Source organism: Streptomyces sp. GQ60 (assembly GCF_059758875.1).
This window is the reverse complement of sequence record NZ_JCAXEG010000004.1, coordinates 331,487-347,934: the sequence shown is the minus strand read 5'-3', so window position 1 is coordinate 347,934 and position 16,448 is coordinate 331,487. Positions and strand designations below refer to the sequence as shown.

14 protein-coding genes are annotated in these 16,448 nt (G+C 73.3%); 7 read left to right on the top strand and 7 right to left on the bottom strand.

Annotated elements, in window-relative coordinates; translation table 11 throughout:
- Positions 1-87 precede the first annotated feature (87 nt).
- Genes AC6CKD_RS13040 through AC6CKD_RS13030 form a run of 3 tightly spaced genes read right to left on the bottom strand, consistent with a single transcriptional unit; the run spans position 88 to position 2,941 of the window.
- Positions 88-990, bottom strand: coding sequence for a LysR family transcriptional regulator (locus tag AC6CKD_RS13040; protein ID WP_498327305.1), 903 nt, complete (start codon positions 988-990; stop codon positions 88-90).
- Between the two features lie 10 nt (positions 991-1,000).
- Positions 1,001-1,957 (bottom strand): DMT family transporter, encoded by a 957-nt coding sequence (locus AC6CKD_RS13035; protein WP_498327303.1) that lies wholly within the window; start codon positions 1,955-1,957, stop codon positions 1,001-1,003.
- Between the two features lie 42 nt (positions 1,958-1,999).
- Positions 2,000-2,941 (bottom strand): EamA family transporter, encoded by a 942-nt coding sequence (locus AC6CKD_RS13030; protein WP_498327302.1) that lies wholly within the window; start codon positions 2,939-2,941, stop codon positions 2,000-2,002.
- 116 nt (positions 2,942-3,057) lie between these two features.
- Between AC6CKD_RS13030 and AC6CKD_RS13025 the strand changes: the two genes are divergently transcribed.
- Positions 3,058-3,549: a MarR family winged helix-turn-helix transcriptional regulator gene (locus tag AC6CKD_RS13025; protein ID WP_498327301.1), complete on the top strand. Its 492-nt coding sequence runs from the start codon at positions 3,058-3,060 to the stop codon at positions 3,547-3,549.
- Positions 3,550-3,633: 84 nt separating this feature from the next.
- Here the strand turns inward: AC6CKD_RS13025 and AC6CKD_RS13020 are convergent, their stop codons facing one another.
- From AC6CKD_RS13020 to AC6CKD_RS13010, 3 genes are read right to left on the bottom strand one after another with little or no spacing between them, the layout of a single operon-like run.
- A complete protein-coding gene (locus AC6CKD_RS13020; protein WP_498327299.1) occupies positions 3,634-3,873 on the bottom strand; it encodes a hypothetical protein in 240 nt (79 codons plus the stop codon).
- Positions 3,874-3,893: 20 nt separating this feature from the next.
- Complete coding sequence (locus tag AC6CKD_RS13015) at positions 3,894-5,948, bottom strand: 4-alpha-glucanotransferase (RefSeq protein ID WP_498327298.1); 2,055 nt, start codon at positions 5,946-5,948, stop codon at positions 3,894-3,896.
- Between the two features lie 15 nt (positions 5,949-5,963).
- A complete protein-coding gene (locus AC6CKD_RS13010) occupies positions 5,964-6,194 on the bottom strand; it encodes a hypothetical protein (protein WP_498327575.1) in 231 nt (76 codons plus the stop codon).
- Between the two features lie 413 nt (positions 6,195-6,607).
- On the opposite strand from AC6CKD_RS13010, the gene AC6CKD_RS13005 reads away from it, so the two are divergent.
- Entirely contained in the window at positions 6,608-9,646 is a 3,039-nt protein-coding gene (locus AC6CKD_RS13005) for a glycoside hydrolase family 84 protein (RefSeq protein ID WP_498327296.1), read from the top strand.
- Positions 9,647-9,720: 74 nt separating this feature from the next.
- Here AC6CKD_RS13005 and AC6CKD_RS13000 read toward each other — a convergent pair whose 3' ends face one another.
- A complete protein-coding gene (locus AC6CKD_RS13000; RefSeq protein ID WP_498327295.1) occupies positions 9,721-10,272 on the bottom strand; it encodes an HNH endonuclease in 552 nt (183 codons plus the stop codon).
- A 261-nt stretch (positions 10,273-10,533) separates the two neighbouring features.
- Here AC6CKD_RS13000 and AC6CKD_RS12995 point away from each other — a divergent pair, with 261 nt between their 5' ends.
- The 5 genes from AC6CKD_RS12995 (at position 10,534) to AC6CKD_RS12975 (ending at position 16,443) form a co-directional block, all read left to right on the top strand.
- Complete coding sequence (locus tag AC6CKD_RS12995) at positions 10,534-11,631, top strand: mechanosensitive ion channel family protein (RefSeq protein ID WP_498327294.1); 1,098 nt, start codon at positions 10,534-10,536, stop codon at positions 11,629-11,631.
- A 152-nt stretch (positions 11,632-11,783) separates the two neighbouring features.
- A complete protein-coding gene (locus tag AC6CKD_RS12990; protein ID WP_498327293.1) occupies positions 11,784-13,031 on the top strand; it encodes an ROK family transcriptional regulator in 1,248 nt (415 codons plus the stop codon).
- 196 nt (positions 13,032-13,227) lie between these two features.
- Positions 13,228-14,562, top strand: coding sequence for an ABC transporter substrate-binding protein (locus AC6CKD_RS12985; RefSeq protein ID WP_498327292.1), 1,335 nt, complete (start codon positions 13,228-13,230; stop codon positions 14,560-14,562).
- 4 nt (positions 14,563-14,566) lie between these two features.
- Positions 14,567-15,517, top strand: a complete 951-nt coding sequence (locus AC6CKD_RS12980; protein ID WP_498327290.1) for a carbohydrate ABC transporter permease — start codon at positions 14,567-14,569, stop codon at positions 15,515-15,517.
- Positions 15,518-15,522: 5 nt separating this feature from the next.
- Positions 15,523-16,443 carry a carbohydrate ABC transporter permease gene (locus AC6CKD_RS12975; protein ID WP_498327289.1) on the top strand — a complete coding sequence of 307 codons (921 nt, stop codon included), beginning with the start codon at positions 15,523-15,525 and terminating at the stop codon, positions 16,441-16,443.
- The last annotated feature ends 5 nt before the right edge of the window (positions 16,444-16,448 follow it).

The window sequence follows — 16,448 nt, the reverse complement described above, 5'->3', positions numbered from 1 at the left end:
GCGCACGTACGGGGTCCGGGGCGGAGCCCAGGTTTCGGGAAGGGGCGGGGTGGGGGAAGCTCCGCGCAGCGGCCACCCCCGCAGCCGCTAGCCCCTCGCGGCGGCTACGGCGCGCAAGGCCGCCAGGGCGTGGGCTACAGCCGGGGCCGACTCCGAGCCCCTGCGGAGGGCCGCGATGACGTGTCGGGTCGGCCGGTCGTGGGGCAGGTCCCGGACGGCGACGCCAGAGGCGCGGCTCGCCACCATGCGGGGTACCAGCGCCACCCCCATGCCCGCCTCGACCATGGCGAGGATCGCGGTCCAGCCGGACGCCGAGTGCGCCTGCTCGGGGACGAAGCCCGCCGCCTCGCAGGCGTTGCGGGTGATCTCAGACCAGGGCCCGGAGCCGCCGTAGATCCACGCGGCACCCGACAGGTCCGACAGGCGCAGCTCCGCGGCGCCGGCCAGCGGGTGGTCCGGGGGCAGGGCCACGTCGAGGGGGTCCTCCAGCAGGGTCCTGCGGGTGAAGCGGGGATCGCGGGCCGTCGGGGCGTGGGCCGCGAGGGAGAGCGCGAGGTCGACGACCCCGGCGGACAGCAGCTCGTAGGACTCGGCCGCCTCGGTCTCCCGTACGCGGACCTCCACGCCGGGGTGCGAACGCCTCAGGGCGGCGACCGCCGGGACCACGAGGACCGGTACGGCGGTGGAGAAGGCGCCGATCCGCACCTCCCCCGCCTCCCCCGCGAGGTACCCGGTGAGCTCCGCGTCGGCCCGCTCAAGCTGCGCGAACACGGCCTCCGCGTGCCGCAGTACGAGGTGGGCGGCGTCGGTGAGCCGGACCCGGCGGCCCTGGGCCTCCAGCAGCGGGACCCCCAGCGCCCTGGCCAGGTTGGTGAGCTGCTGCGAAACGGCCGAGGGCGTCATGTGCAGCGCCTCGGCCGTCGCGGTCACGGTCCCCCGGTCGGCGAGGGTCCGCAGGATCCGCAGCTTCTTGATGTCCCACTCGATCATGGGACCGAACCTACCGCCGGGCACCCAGACCCACGCCGCCCAGGATCAGTGCCATGCAGAGGAGCTGCGTCGGACCGGTCGTCTCGCCGAGGAGCAGCAGGCCGAGGCCCGCGACGCAGACCGGCTGGAGGTAGTAGACGACTCCGGCACGGGCGGCGCCGATCATCGCGACGGCCTTGTTCCAGGCGAAGAAGGCGACCGCGGAGGAGAAGACCCCGACGTACAGGAGCATTCCGGCGGTGGAAGGGGTGACCTGGAAGCCGCCCTGGACGCGGACGGACACGGCGTAGGCGGGGGCGAGCATCAGCGCGCCGAGGACGAAGGTGGTGAGCAGGAAGGCGAGGCCGCCCAGTTCGGCGGGCTTGCGCTTGAGGAGCGCGCTGTACGTGGCGAAGGACAGGGCGGCGCCGAACATCCACAGGTCGCCGGCGGCGAAGTCGAAGCGGATCGAGCCCTTGCCGACCAGGAGCAGGACGCCGAGGGCCGCGAGGGCCAGGCCGAAGGTGCGCCGGGCGCCGAGCCGTTCGCCGCCGAGCCGGGCGTACAGGGCCATGATGACCGGCGAGGCGGCCATGATCATGCCCATGTTGGAGGCGGAGGTGGTCAGTCCGGCCTGGTGCACGAGCGTGTTGTAGAGGGTGACGCCGAAGAGGGTGGCCAGGGCGATGTAGCCGAAGTGCTTGCGGATCAGGGCCCGCTGCTGCCAGGCCTGCCGGGCCGCGAAGGGGGCGACGGCCACGGTGGCGATCACCCAGCGCCAGTAGACGGCCTGGACGGGCGGGATGCTGTCCGCCATGCCCCGGGTGGCCACGAAGCTGCCGGACCAGACGACCGTCGCGAGCAGGGCGAGGAGGATGCCGAGACCGGCGACCCCCTTCTTCGTCTTGCCGGGCAGTGCTTCCTGCGGGAGTGCTTCCTGCGGCGGTGCTTCCTGCGGGACGGTGCGGACGCGGTCCGTGACGGCCACTGTGTGTCTCTCCCTCGGGATCCGGAGTGTCGGTTCGTTGGCCTACCGTCGCACCGGGTGACCCGTCAGGTCCATCGAATCATTTCGATCGGTCTCTTCACCAGAACTGAACGGTCCGGCCTTCGGTCGCGGCGCGCCCGCCGCGAGCTGCCCCGCGACCGTGGCGCCGAAGGCGACCACCATGCCCAGCACCTGCACCGACGACAGCGCCTGCCCCAGGGCGGCCCAGCCGATGACCGCAGCGGTGAGCGGCGACAGCGGGCCGAGGAGGGTGACCGACGTCGCGGTGAGCTGCCCGATGCCGCGGAACCAGAGCCAGTACGCGATGCCGGTGTTGATCAGCATCATGTAGCCGTAGCCGAGGAGGGCCCCGCCGTCGAGCGCCGGCGGCGCCCCTTCCACCAGCACGGCGACCGGGATGATGATCAGGCCGCCCGCGGTGAGCTGCCAGCCGGTCATGGCCAGCGGACCGACACCCTCGGGGCGCCCCCACCGCTTGGTCATGACGGTGCCCGCACCCATGGAGGCCGAGGAGACGATTCCGGCCATCACCCCCACCAGGTCGAGTTCCGCCTCCGCGGTCAGCACCACCATGCTGACGCCGAAGGCCGCGACGACGGCGGCGAGCACGGTCCGCAGCCGGGCCCGCTCGCCCAGCAGGAGGGCGGCGAGCCCCACGACGAACAGCGGTCCCGCGGAGCCCAGTACGGCCGCCACCCCGCCGGGCAGGCGGTAGGCGGAGAGGAACAGGAGCGGGAAGAAGGCGCCGATGTTGAGCCCGCCCAGGACGGCGGCCTTGCCCCACCACCGGCCCGTGGGCAGCTTCCGCGCGAGGACGGTGAGCAGCAGCCCGGCGGGCAGGGCCCGCATCACCCCGGTGAACAGCGGCCGGTCGGGCGGCAGCAGCTCGGAGGCCACGGCGTAGGTGGAGCCCCAGGAGATGGGGGCGAGGGCGGTCAGGGCGATGGTCGCGGCACGCTTCACGGCTGATGCTCCTCCGGCAGGGACGAGTAGCTCACTCGAAAGTAGCTTAGCACTAAGCTACTTTCGAGTGAGCAACTTTCTTGCGAAGGGACGAGCGGAAGCCGGATACTGCGCCCATGACCGACAAGGACCCCGTCGACGCGATCACCGGCCAGTGGTTCGCCGTGCGACCCGATCTGGACACCACGCCCATGGGGGTCTTCGGCCGGATCTTCCGGATCTCCAAGGCCATGGGTGACGCGATGGACAAGGCCTACACGCGCTACGGAATCGCGCGCGGGGAGTTCGACGTCGTGGCCACGCTGCGCCGAACCGGGCCCCCGTACACCCTCTCGCCCCGCCAGCTCTCGGCCACGCTGATGCTCACCACGGGCGGGATGACGGGACGGCTGGACAAGCTGGAGAAGGCCGGGCTGCTCTGCCGCAACCCAGATCCGGACGACCGGCGCGGGCTCCGGGTGACCATCACCGACCGGGGCCTCGCGCTCATCGACGAGGCGGTCGAGGCGGGCCTGGAAGCACAGCGCGAAGCGCTCACCGGGCTCGACGAGGCGGAGATCGCGGCGCTCACCGGTCTGCTGCGCAAGGTGATGGCAGGGGTTCCGTAACAGGGTACGACGAGGCGCCGGGGGTCCTCATGGACCCCCGGCGCCCCGGAAGAATCGGATCGAGCGAGGAGACCCCGGGAGGGGTCAGCTCTCGTTCTGCGTCTTGCGCGACTTGTCGCCGACCATCACCAGACCGGCGATGACCAGGAACAGCACGATCGGCGCGGCCACGTAGAGGCCGAGCGTCTCGGCGGCACTCAGGCCCGGACCCGGGTCGTCGCCGTCGTCACGGGTGAGCGCGAGGGCGGGAGACGTCATCAGCAGCATCATCAGCGTCGTTCCGGCCGTGACGGCGCCGGCGCGCAGAGCGTTCTTCTTGTCCACGGTGCAAACGTAGCGAACACCTAAACACCGCGCGCGCCCGGGGGTGCCGTACGGGTTCCCGCCGCCCCCCGCACCGCCCCCAGCAGGGCGTTCGCCCGCGGCGACGCGGCCAGCGCCTCCAGGGTCAGCGGCCGGCCGTCCGCGTCGGCGACCGGGAGCCGCCAGTTGGGGTACTGGTCCCAGGTGCCGGGCAGGTTCTGCGGCCGCCGGTCCCCCACCGCGTCGGGCAGCCAGACCCCGAGCAGCCGGGCCGGGGTGCGCAGCAGGAAGCCGTACAGGGCCCGTACGGCGGCCTCCTCGCCCTTGGTGTCGAGCCCGAGGTCCTCCAGCACGTCCAGCCAGCGCGCGGTGTCGGCCGCGTCCTCGGCGCGCTCCCGCTCGGCCGGGCGGGTCAGCAGGCCCAGCCGGTCGCGCAGTTCCACGTGGGAGCCGGCCAGCTTGGCGGCCGTGGGCGGCAGATCGTGGGTGGTCACGGTGGCCAGGCAGTCGGACCGCCAGCGCTCCGGCTCCAGCGGCTCCCCGTCCCCGCCCCAGTCCCGCTCGAACCACAGCACCGAGGTGCCCAGCACCCCGCGCCGGGCCAGCGCCTGACGGACCCCCGGCTGCACGGTGCCGAGGTCCTCGCCGATGACCAGGGCCCCCGCCCGGTGGGCCTCCAGGACCAGCAGGGCGAGCATCGCCTCCCCGTCGTACGAGACGTACGCGCCTTCGGCGGGCGGCGCCCCTTCAGGGATCCACCAGAGCCGGAAGAGTCCCATGACGTGGTCGATGCGCAGGGCGCCGGCGTACCGGAACACCCCCCGCAGCAGGGTCCGCAGCGGCGCGTACCCGGTGGCGGCCAGCCGGTCGGGCCGCCACGGGGGCAGCCCCCAGTCCTGGCCGCGCGCGTTGAAGGCGTCCGGCGGGGCGCCCACGGAGACGGCCCGGGCGTAGTGCGGGGCCCCGAAGGGGGCTCCGGTGGCGTCCGAGCCCTCCGGGTGCACCCCGACGGCCAGGTCGTGCACGATGCCCACCGCCATCCCGGCCTCCTTGGCGGCCCGCTGGGCGGCGGCGAGCTGGGCGTCCGTCAGCCAGACCAGCCAGCGGTGGAAGTCGGCCCGGGCCTCCGGGTCCTCCCCGGCGTGCCCGGCGCACCAGGCGGCGTGCCGGTCCAGCTCCGCGCCCTGGTCGGCGCGGAACTCCCGGTAGGCCGCCTCCTGTTCGGGGGTCCGCGGGACGGCGTACAGCAGCTCCAGGGCGGCCCGCTTGAGGGACCAGACGGCGTCCCGGTCGATCAAAGCCCCCTTCTCCAGCACCTCGCGCCGCAACTCCGCGCCCCGGTCGGCCAGTTCCGCGAGGGCGGCCCGGTCCGGGCAGTCCGCGTACTCGGGGACGTCCTCGATCCGCAGGTGCACCGGGTCGGGGAAGCGGCGCGAGGACGGCCGGTACGGGGAGGGGTCGGTCGGAGTGCCGGGCACGGCCGCGTGCAGCGGGTTGACCTGGACGAAGCCGGCTCCGTGGACGCGGCCCGCCCAGCGCGCCAGCTCCGCCAGGTCGCCCAGGTCCCCCATGCCCCAGGACCGCTCGGAGAGCACCGAGTAGAGCTGGACGAGCAGCCCGTGCGCGCGCTCCGGCGCCGCCGGGGCCCGGTCGGGGGCCACGATCAGGGTGGCGGTGGCGGTGCGGCCGTCCGGGGCCTGCGCGTGGATCCGGTGCACGCCGAGCGGCGGCTCCCCCGCGTCGGCCGCGTCCCAGGCCACCGGCGGCTGCTGGGGGGCCGCGCGGCCCGCCGCCCGCGGCGGCCCGTCCTCCTCCGCCTCCAGCAGGGTCCGGGTCCCCGGCGGCAGCGCGGCCAGCTCCGCGGGCGGCCTGGCCCCGGCCCACCACACCAGCACGCGCGGCAACAGCCTCTGCGCCGCGTCGCGTTCGGCCGCCGCGAGGTCCGCCCGTACGGACTCCGGGGTGTCCGTGTTCACCCCCAGCTCGCGCAGCACGGCGGCCACGGTGGCCTCCGGGACCCGGAGGGTGACGTCCTCGGCGGGCTGGTAGGTGGTGGCGACTCCGTACAGGGCCGCGAGCCGGGCGAGGTCGTCCATCAGGTTCCTTGTCGTCTAGTCACCCGCGGCGGCCGCCGCGGCATGGGTGGTCGGCTCGCTGGTCAGCGGAGCCTCGCAGGCGAGCGGGGGCTCACTGGTCAACGGCGCGTGCGCGGCGTCGGCGAGCGACGGCTCGCTGGTGAGGGGCCGTTCGTCGGGTCCGGACTGCGCCGGCAGGTGGGCGAGCGGCGGACGCCGTTTCGGGGTGGACGTCGATATGGAGGTGGTGGCGTTCTCGGTTTTCACGGCCTCGGTGTTCACCGGCAGGCACTCCTTCGTGCGTGAGGATCGATCAGGACCCGCGGACGGCTCCCACTGTGTCGGTCCGCGCGCCGTCCGCGCACCACCGACAGCGGAAATTCTCCTGTGCGGTCGGTGAATCCGTACAGACGTGCCTGCGTTCGGGCCGCGCGCGGGAGGTGTTGCGGAGGTCCGCGCCGATCACCGCACAGCCGGGCCTTCCGTTCTGGCGTGCGGGAACGCCGGGAGCACCCTCCGGCGCGCGACCCGGAGAACATCCCAGCCATACCCAGTCGGACGCACCGCATTCCTGGCCGATCCAGGTCAGATCACCCGCAGGCGTTGACACCCCTGCCGTACGGATGGTGGGCTCTGGCTCGTTCGTACGAGCGGGGGACGACTCGGGACGGGGTGGCTCCGTGCACACCAGGGGCAGGAAGCGGGCCACGGCCACGGCCGCGGCGGTCGCCGTCATCGGCTCACTGCTCAGCGGCTCGGCGGTCGTGGGCCCCCCCGCCGCCTTCGCCGCGCCGACCTCACCCACCGCGCCGGACGCACCCGCCGGGCCGGGCACCGCCGCGGTTCCCGCGGCGCTGCGCGACCCCGCGCCCGTTCCCGTACCCGCCCCCGTGCTCGACCCCGGCTCCGATCCGGCGCGCACCGCCGCCGAGGGGCCCGCGGTGTGGCCCCGGCCGCAGTCGATGGCCGCCGACCCGGCGCGCACGGTGCCGCTGGGCGCCGAGGCCGTGCTGGTGCTGCCCGCGGACGTGGACCCGTACGCCGCCGAGGTGGTGCGCGACGCCCTGCGCGGAGCGGGCGTACGGACCCTGCACGAGCGGGCCGACGGGGAACCGCTGCCCCCGACGGGCCCCGTCGTACGGCTCCAGGGGCCGTCCGACGGGACCGCCGAGCGGGCGCTGCGGGCCCTGGGCGCGGACGCGGCCGGCGACCTGCCGGCCGGCGGCTACCGGCTGGCGGTGGGCCGCGCCGAGGGACGGGACACCGTCGCGCTGGCCGGCACGGGCGGCGACGGGCTCTTCCACGCGGCGCAGACGCTGCGTCAACTGCTGTCCCAGGACGCCGGGAAGGTGCCCGGGGTCCTCGTACGGGACTGGCCGTCCGCACCGGTGCGCGGGATCGCGGAGGGGTTCTACGGGACTCCGTGGACGGCCGCCCAGCGGCTCGCGCAGGTGGAGTTCATGGGCCGCACCAAGCTGAACCGGCTGCTGCTCGCGCCCGGCGACGACCCGTACCGCACCACGGACTGGCGCCGCGACTATCCGGCGCCGCAGGCGGCGGAACTGCGGGAGCTGGCGGACCGGGCGCGCGCCAACCAGGTGGTGCTCGCCTGGGCGGTGGCGCCCGGGCAGTCGATGTGCCTGGCCTCCTCGGCCGACCGGGCGGCGCTCGCCCGCAAACTGGACGCCATGTGGGACCTCGGATTCCGGGCGTTCCAGGTGCAGTTCCAGGACGTCAGCTACACCGAGTGGGGCTGCCGGGCCGACCGGGAGCGGTACGGCAAGGGCCCGGAGGCGGCCGCGAAGGCGCACGCGGAGGTCGCCGGCGCACTGGCCGCGCACCTGGCCCGGCGCTATCCGGGGGCGCCCGCGCTGTCGCTGCTGCCGACGGAGTACTACCAGGAGGGCGCGACGCCCTACCGGACCGCGCTGACCGGCGCCCTGGACGACCGGGTGGAGGTGGCCTGGACGGGCGTCGGCGTGGTGCCGCGCACGATCACCGGGCAGGAGATGACCGGGGCGCGCTCCGCGCTCGGGCAGCACCCGCTGGTCACCATGGACAACTACCCCGTCAACGACTGGGATCCGGGCCGGATCTTCCTCGGCCCGTACGCGGGACGCGACCCGGTGGTCGCGGGCGGTTCGGCGGCCGTGCTGGCCAACGCGATGCCCCAGGGCACCCTGTCGCGCATCCCGCTGTTCACGGCGGCGGACTTCACGTGGAACCCGCGCGGCTACCGGGCCGCCGACTCCTGGGCGGCGGCCGTGGCCTCGCTCGCCGGACCCGACCCCAAGGCCCGCGAGGCACTGGCCGCGCTGGCCGGGAACAACGCCTCCTCCGGCCTCGCCCAGCCCGAGTCCGCCTATCTGGTCCCGCTGACCGAGGAGTTCTGGCGGGCCCGGAGCTCCGGCGACCCCGCGGCGGGAGACCGGCTGCGGGCCGCCTTCCGCGTCCTGCGCGAGGGCCCGGACCGGCTGCCCGCGCTCGCCGGGGAGGCGGGGCCCTGGCTGTCGCGGCTCGCGCGCTACGGAGCCGCCGGGGAACTGGCCCTCGACGTCCTCCAGGCGCAGGCCCGCGGGGACGGGGCGGCGGCCTGGCAGGCCTCGCAGGCCTTCACCGCCGCCCGCGCGGCACTGTCCGGGGCGGAAGCCGCCCGGGTCGACAAGGCCGTGCTGGACCCCTTCCTGGCGCGGGCCGCGGCCGAGGCCGACGCGTGGACCGGCGCGGCCCTCCGGCCGGGCACGGTGACCCGGCAGCCCGACGCCTGGACGGTCGCGCTGTCCACCGCCCGGCCGGTGTCGGTGGTGACCGTGATGACCGACCCGCTGCCGCCCGGCAGCCGGGGCGCGGTGATCGAGGCCCACGTACCGGGAGAGGGCTGGCGCAAGGTCGCGGAAGCGGCGGCTTCGGGCTGGACCCAGGCGGACGTGGGCGGCCTGCGGGCCGACGCGGTCCGGCTCGTCTGGTCGGGCCCGGCTCCGGCCGTGCACAGCGTGGTCCCGTGGACGGCGGACGGCCCGGAGGCCCGCTTCGAGCTGCCGGAAACCGTGGACGCGGAGATCGGCGGGGCCCCGCGGCGGATCCCGGCGGAACTGTCCGCGCTGCGTCCGGGCGAGGTCCGCGGCCCCCTGTCGGCGACGCCGCCGCCGGGGGTCTCCGTACGCCTGCCGGAGACGGCCGCGGCCGCGCGCGGTACGACGGCGACCGTCCCGGTGGAGGTCACCGTGGCCGCGGGCACGGCGCCGGGCACCTACGAGGTTCCGGTCACCTTCGGCTCCCAGACGCACACGCTGAAGGTGCGCGCCCATCCGCGCACGGCCGGCCCGAACCTGCTGCGCTCCGCCGTGGCCTCGTCCTCGGCCGACGAGACGCCCGCGTTCCCCGCCTCGGGGGCGCTGGACGATTCCCCGACGACCCGCTGGTCCTCGCCCGCCGCCGACGGGGCCTGGTGGCAGGCCGAGCTGCCGGCTCCGGCGCGGATCGGGCTGCTCCGCCTGCGGTGGCAGGAGGCGTACCCGTCCCGGTTCCGGGTGGAGACCTCTGCGGACGGGGTCACCTGGCACCCGTCGGCGACGGTCGCCTCCCGCGGCGGGGTGGACTCCGTCCACCTGGACCCGGCAGCCGCCCCGGCCCGCTACGTCCGGGTCACCTGCGAGACCCGCGCCACCCGCTACGGCTGCAGCCTGCTGGGGGCGGAAGCCTTCGCGGTGGCGCCGTAGCCCTGCGGGGCGGTCCCGTACCCGCCCTACGCTCGTTCCCCGGAGTCCGGGGAACGAGCGGCCCCGCTCAGGGCCTACGACGCGACGGCCGCGGCGGCCGGCAGTCCGATGCGATCGAGCGCATCCTCCGCCCCGTACGGCTGGAGGTACGGCATCCAGCACGGATCCCGGTGCCCCGTCCCGATGATCCGCCAGGCCAGCCCGGACGGCGGAGCCGGCTGGTGCCGCAGCCGCCAGCCGAGGTCGACGAGGTGCCGGTCGGCCTTGACGTGGTTGCAGCGGCGGCACGCGGCGACGACGTTGTCCCAGGCGTGCTGCCCGCCCCGGCTGCGCGGGATCACGTGGTCGACACTGGTGGCGACGGCCCCGCAGTACATGCAACGGCCGCCGTCCCGGGCGAACAGCGCGCGCCGGGTGAGTGGAACGGGCCCCCGGTAGGGGACCCGCACGAAGCGCTTGAGCCGAACCACGCTGGGCGCGGGGACGGCCCTTGTCGCGCTGTGCAGAAAGGCGCCGGATTCTTCCAGGGAGACGGCTTTGTTCTCCAGGACGAGGACGAGCGCGCGACGGAGCGGTACGACGCCGAGGGGCTCGTACGACGCGTTGAGGACCAGGACGTGCGGCACGGACTGCCTCCTTGTACGTCGGCGGCGCGTGGCTCGCGCCGGGACGATCTGCTTTCCAGTCTCCCCTTACGGCTGGTCGAAGCGCCACCACGCGCCCGTAACGGGTCCGAGGTGTTTTCGACCACACCCGGTTCATCCCCGCGTGAGTCTGGTCTCTCCCTCGAACATGGCAACAAGTCCGGGCAAGTGCCCCGTTAGGGTGGATGGTCTGCCCGCCCCACCCCTTCCGCGGGCAGGACGCTACATCTGGAGGTTCCCCCCGTGCCCAGGCCTGCCGCACTGCTCCCGCTCGCAGCCGACAACCCGGACGCGACCCAAACGATCAGAGAAACGCACGAGAGCGTCACGAACGCCGCCAGTTTCATAGAGGAGAACTGGGCCGGATGGCTGTACCTGGGCCTGCGGATCCTCCTCATCCTGGTCATCGCCTTCGCGCTGCGCTCGGTGGTCCGCAAATCGCTGACCAAGCTGATCACCCGGATGAACCGCGGCGCCGACGCCGTCGAGGGCACGGCCCTCAGCGGGCTGCTGGTCAACGCCGAGCGGCGCCGTCAGCGGTCCGAGGCCATCGGTTCCGTGCTGCGTTCGGTGGCCTCGTTCCTGATCCTCGGCACGGCGGGCCTGATGGTGCTCGGCGCGCTCGACATCAACCTGGGACCGCTGCTGGCGAGCGCCGGTGTGGCCGGTGTGGCGATCGGTTTCGGCGCCCGGAACCTGGTCACGGACTTCCTCTCCGGCGTGTTCATGATCCTTGAGGACCAGTACGGCGTCGGCGACAAGATCGATGCCGGTGTGGCCTCGGGCGAGGTCGTCGAGGTGGGTCTGCGCGTCACCAAGCTGCGCGGCGACAACGGCGAGATCTGGTACGTCCGCAACGGCGAGATCAAGCGGATCGGCAACCTCAGCCAGGGCTGGGCCACGGCGAACGTGGCGGTCCAGGTCAAGCCGACCGAGAGCCTCTCCCGCATCCGCGAGGTGGTCAAGGGGATCGCCGACACCCTGGCCAAGGAGTCCCCGTGGGACGAGCGGCTGTGGGGTCCGGTGGAGGTGCTGGGCCTGGACGAGGTGCTGCTGGCCTCCATGACGGTGTCGGTGTCGGCGAAGACGATGCCGGGCCAGCAGTTCGCCGTGGAGCGCGAGCTGCGCTGGCGGATCAAGGACGCCTTCGACGCCGCGGGCATCGGCATCGTCGGGGGCCTGCCGGCGCCCGAGGACGACGCGGCCCCGGCCGACCCCTCGGCCTCCGTCGCCCCGCCGTCGGCGCTGGCGAACCCGACCTCCCCGCAGTCCCTGGCCACCGCGGAGATCCCGCCGCCGGCCGTGGGCGGCGCGGTCTCCGGTCCGCGCATCACGAAGTAGGCGCCTCCCCCGCACGCTCCGCACACCTCTGTGCGACTGCCCCCGCAGATCCGATCTGCGGGGGCAGTCGTGTACGCACTGCCATTGACACGAGCGACCCACCAATAGGAAACTTACCTAACAGTTCATCTCGGTGAGGGAGAAGCCACTCCATGCCCGCCACCCCCGGTACGCCCAGCCTGTTGCGCGCCCTGAACGACCGGGCCGCGCTCGAGCTCCTGCTGACGCACGGCCCGCTGTCCCGGACCCGGATCGGGCATCTCACCGGCCTCTCGAAGCCCACGGCCTCCCAGCTGCTGGCCCGGCTGGAGGCCGCCGGGCTCGTCGTCGCCACCGGCACCGCCACGGGCCGTCCCGGCCCCAACGCGCAGCTCTACGCCGTCAACGCGCGGGCCGCCCACGTCGCCGGACTCGACGTCACCCCGGGCCGGATCCTCGCCTCCGTGGCCGACCTCGCCGGCGAGGTGATCGGCAGCCACGAGCTCCCGTACGCGGAGGGCACCGGGCCGGTCGAGCAGGTCACGCGCGCCCTCGGCGAGGCCGTCAAGGACGCCGGGCTGCACCTCGCCGACATCCACCGGGTGGTCATCGCCACCCCCGGCTCCTTCGACCCCCGCACCGGGGTGCTGCGCTACGCCGACCACCTGGCGGGCTGGCAGTCCCCCACGCTCCTCGACGAGCTCGCCGCGGCCCTGCCGATGCCGGTCGAGTACGAGAACGACGTGAACCTCGCCGCCGTCGCCGAACAGCGGCTCGGGGCCGCCCGCGGCAACGAGGACTTCGTCCTGCTGTGGAACGAGGAGGGCCTCGGGGCCGCCCTCGTCCTCGGCGGCCGGCTGCACCGCGGCTGGACCGGCGGCGCCGGGGAGATCGGCTTCCTGCCGGTCGCCGGGCACCCGCTGGTCCGCCAGGTCACCCGGGTCAACTCCGGCGGCTACCAGGAGCTGGCCGGCGCACAGGTGCTGCCCGCGATGGCGGCCCGGCTCGGCGTCGAAGCACCGCCGGCTGCCGCGGCCGGGGCCGGTTCGGTGCACGGCGCCGTGCACGGCGCCGAGTCCGGGGCCATGGTCGAAGCGGCGGCCGCGCTGCTGGCCCAGGCCGCCGCCGCACCCGAGGGGCCCCACCTGGAACTCCTGCGGGAGTACGCCACAGCCCTCGCCACCGGACTCGCCTCGCTGGTCGCCGTGCTGGACCCGGAGATCGTGATCCTCTCCGGCGCGCTGACCATCGCGGGCGGGGAGCCGCTGCGCGAGCTCCTCGAAGCCGAGCTCGCCGACCTCGCCCCGTCCCGGCCCCGGCTGGTGACCGGCGAGGTGCGGGAACGGCCCGTACTGCGCGGGGCGCTGGAGAGCGCCCTCGCAGCCACCCGCGACGAGGTATTCGACACCTCCCGCCGCTGAACCGCACCACCCGCAGTTCACCGCACCGCACCGCACCCCGCACCTTGCACCGCGTCCCCCGCACGCAGCCCCGGCGCACGCGGCCCCGTACAGCACACCCGCCCCGCACCGCACCTCCCCCGCGTGAGCCCGCACCGCACCGCACCGCTCCTCCCACCCCTCCAGGAAGTCCCCCCGCGCAGAGAGTGACTCCGCCATGCCCGGAATCCGCCGCCTGACCGCCGCCGCCACCGCAGTCGCCGCGATATCCGTACTCGCCACCGCGTGTACGGGCTCCGCCTCCCACACGGCCGCCGACGACCCGAACAAGGACGTCACCCTCAACTTCTGGCACGGCTGGTCCGCCCCCAGCGAGATCAAGGCCATCGAGGACAACATCGCCCGGTTCCGGAAGGCCCACCCGAACATCGAGGTGAACGTCACGGGCAACATGACCGACGACAAGATCAACCAGGCGCTGCGCGCCGGCGGGGAGAAGGCCCCCGACGTGGTGTCCTCCTTCACCACCGACAGCGTCGGCAAGTTCTGCAACACCGGCGCCTTCGCCGACCTGAACCCCTTCCTGGAGAAGTCCGGGATCGAGAAGGAGAAGGTCTTCCCCAAGACCCTGATGCAGTACACCCAGTTCAACGGCAACCAGTGCACGCTGCCCCTGCTGAACGACGCGTACGGCCTCGTCTACAACAAGACCGCCTTCGAGGCCGCCGGGATCACCGAACCGCCCAAGACCTGGAGCCAGTTCGTGGCCGCCGCGCAGAAGCTGACGGTCCCCAAGGGGGATTCGTACCAGCAGCTCGGCATCATGCCCACCTACCACGGCTACGAAACCGCACCCCAGCGCCTGGCCGCCCTGTGGAGCCCGGCGTACTTCGACGCCGACGGCAAGTCCAACCTGGCCAAGGACCCCGGCTTCGCGCAGATGCTGACGGCCCAGAAGGACCTGGTCGGCAAGCTCGGCGGGTACGAGAAGCTGGAGAAGTTCCGCACCACCTTCGGTGACGAGTGGAGCGCCGAGCACCCCTTCCACCTGGGCCTGGTGGCCATGCAGATCGACGGCGAGTGGCGGGCGCCCATGGCGAAGGAGGCAGGGGTGAAGTTCGAGATCGGGACCGCGCCGATGCCCGTCCCGGACGACCGGATCGCCGAGTACGGCAAGGGCTACCTCTCCGGCACGATCATGGGCATCGCCTCGGGCAGCAAGAAGCAGAACGCCGCCTGGGAGCTCACGAAGTACATGACGACCGACACCGAGGCGGTGGTGGAGTTCGCCAACGCCATCCACAACGTGCCCTCCACGCTGGCCGCCCTGGAGTCCCCCAAGCTCCAGGTGAGCCCGGAGTTCAAGACGTTCATCGACATCGCCAAGCACCCGAAGTCGACCACGACCCCCGCGCAGGTGGACGGCGGCACCTACCAGCTGACCTTCACCGACTTCGCGTACGCGGTCGAGAAGGGCGAGGTCGCGGACATCCCGGCCGGTCTCGCCAAGACCGACCAGCAGATCGACACGGACATCGCGAAGGCCGAGTAGCCCGATGGACGGCACCCTCTCCCCCGCACTGCGCACCAAGCGCCGCAGGTCGGCGCTGCGCACGGCGGCGTTCATGTCGCCCTGGATGATCGGGTTCGGCGTCTTCTTCGCCTATCCGCTCGTCTCCACCGTCTACTTCTCCTTCACCCAGTACGACGGCTTCCGGCCGCCCGTCTTCAACGGGCTGGACAACTGGACCTACGTCTTCTCCGACCTCCCGATGTTCTGGCCCGCCATGCGCAACACCCTGTGGCTGGTCGTGGTCATGGTCGCCTGCCGGGTCGCCTTCGGCCTCGGCATCGGCCTGCTCATCACCAAGGTCAAGCTGGGTACGGGCGTCTTCCGCACGCTGTTCTACCTGCCCTACCTGGCCCCTCCGGTGGCGGCGACCCTGGCCTTCGTCTTCCTGCTGAACCCGGGCACCGGCCCGGTCAACACCCTGCTGGACGCGGTCGGGCTGCCCACGCCCGGCTGGTTCACGGACGCCGCCTGGTCCAAGCCCGCGCTGACCGCGCTCGCGGTGTGGGGGGTCGGCGACCTGATGGTCATCTTCATGGCCGCGCTGCTCGACGTACCGCGCGAGCAGTACGAGGCCGCCGAGCTCGACGGGGCCGGGGCGTTGGCGCGCTTCCGCCACATCACCCTGCCGAACATCTCGCCGATCATCCTGTTCGCGGTGGTCACCGGGATCATCCAGGCGATGCAGTTCTACACACAGCCCCTGGTGGCGGGGAAGGTGGCCTCCGGCGTGATGGGCGGCTCGGGCCAGCAGTTCGAGCCGGGGTACCCCGACAAGTCCACGCTGACCCTGCCCCAGGTCATCTACAACGTCGGCTTCCAGCGCTTCGACTACGGCACCGCGTGCGTGGTCGCCCTGGTGCTGTTCGCCCTTTCCATGGCCTTCACCGCACTGCTGATGCGCCGGCGCGGCGGCCTGATCCAGGCAGGTGACTGACAGCCATGAGCCAGAGCCACAGCCAGACCCTCACCCGCGGCCCGCGCCGGACCCCGCGTCCGGCCGCGCCGGATTCCGCGCGGGCCGTGCGCAGCGCGCGCCGCCGGGCCGCCCTGCACTGGGTGGCCGTGCACTCCCTCGGCGTAGCGGCGGCGCTCTTCTTCGTCCTGCCCTTCGTGTTCCTCTTCCTGACCTCGGTGATGAGCGACCAGCAGGCGCTGACCCGCGACCTGTGGCCGCGCGGCTGGGAGTGGGGCAACTACGCGAAGGTGTGGGACACCCCCGGCTTCCTGACCTGGTGGCGCAACACCCTGCTGTACGCGGGGCTCGGCACCCTGCTGTCCGTGGTCTCCTCGGTGCCCGTCGCCTACGCGCTCGCCAAGTTCCGCTTCCGGGGGCGACGGCTGTCGCTGCTGCTGGTCATCGCCATGATGATGCTGCCGCCCCAGGTGGTCGTCATCCCGATGTACCTCTTCTGGGCCAAGCAGCTGGACCTGTCCGGCACCCTGTGGCCGCTGATCATCCCGATGGCCTTCGGCGACGCCTTCTCCATCTTCCTGCTGCGCCAGTTCCTGCTGACGATCCCCGACGAGTACCTGGACGCGGCGAAGGTCGACGGCTGCGGCGAGCTGCGCACCCTGCTGCGGGTGGTCCTGCCGATGGCCAAGCCCGGGATCGCGGCCGTGGCGCTGTTCCAGTTCTTCTACGCCTGGAACGACTACTTCGGCCCGCAGATCTACGCCTCCGACAACCCGGCCGCCTGGACCCTCAGTTACGGACTGGAGTCCTTCAAGGGCGCCCACCACACCAACTGGAACCTCACCATGGCGGCAACAGTGCTGGTCATGGCCCCGGTGATCGTCCTCTTCTTCTTCGCCCAGAAGGCGTTCGTCGAAGGCGTCACCCTAACCGGCGTGAAAGGCTAGTGATC

Coding starts and splice junctions, on each gene's coding strand:
- AC6CKD_RS13040 (WP_498327305.1), bottom strand. CDS start 990: ATGATCGAGTGGGACATCAAGAAGCTGCGGATCCTGCGGACCCTCGCC.
- AC6CKD_RS13025 (WP_498327301.1), top strand. CDS start 3,058: ATGACCGACAAGGACCCCGTCGACGCGATCACCGGCCAGTGGTTCGCC.
- AC6CKD_RS12980 (WP_498327290.1), top strand. CDS start 14,567: ATGGACGGCACCCTCTCCCCCGCACTGCGCACCAAGCGCCGCAGGTCG.
- AC6CKD_RS13015 (WP_498327298.1), bottom strand. CDS start 5,948: ATGGACGACCTCGCCCGGCTCGCGGCCCTGTACGGAGTCGCCACCACC.
- AC6CKD_RS12985 (WP_498327292.1), top strand. CDS start 13,228: ATGCCCGGAATCCGCCGCCTGACCGCCGCCGCCACCGCAGTCGCCGCG.
- AC6CKD_RS12975 (WP_498327289.1), top strand. CDS start 15,523: ATGAGCCAGAGCCACAGCCAGACCCTCACCCGCGGCCCGCGCCGGACC.
- AC6CKD_RS12990 (WP_498327293.1), top strand. CDS start 11,784: ATGCCCGCCACCCCCGGTACGCCCAGCCTGTTGCGCGCCCTGAACGAC.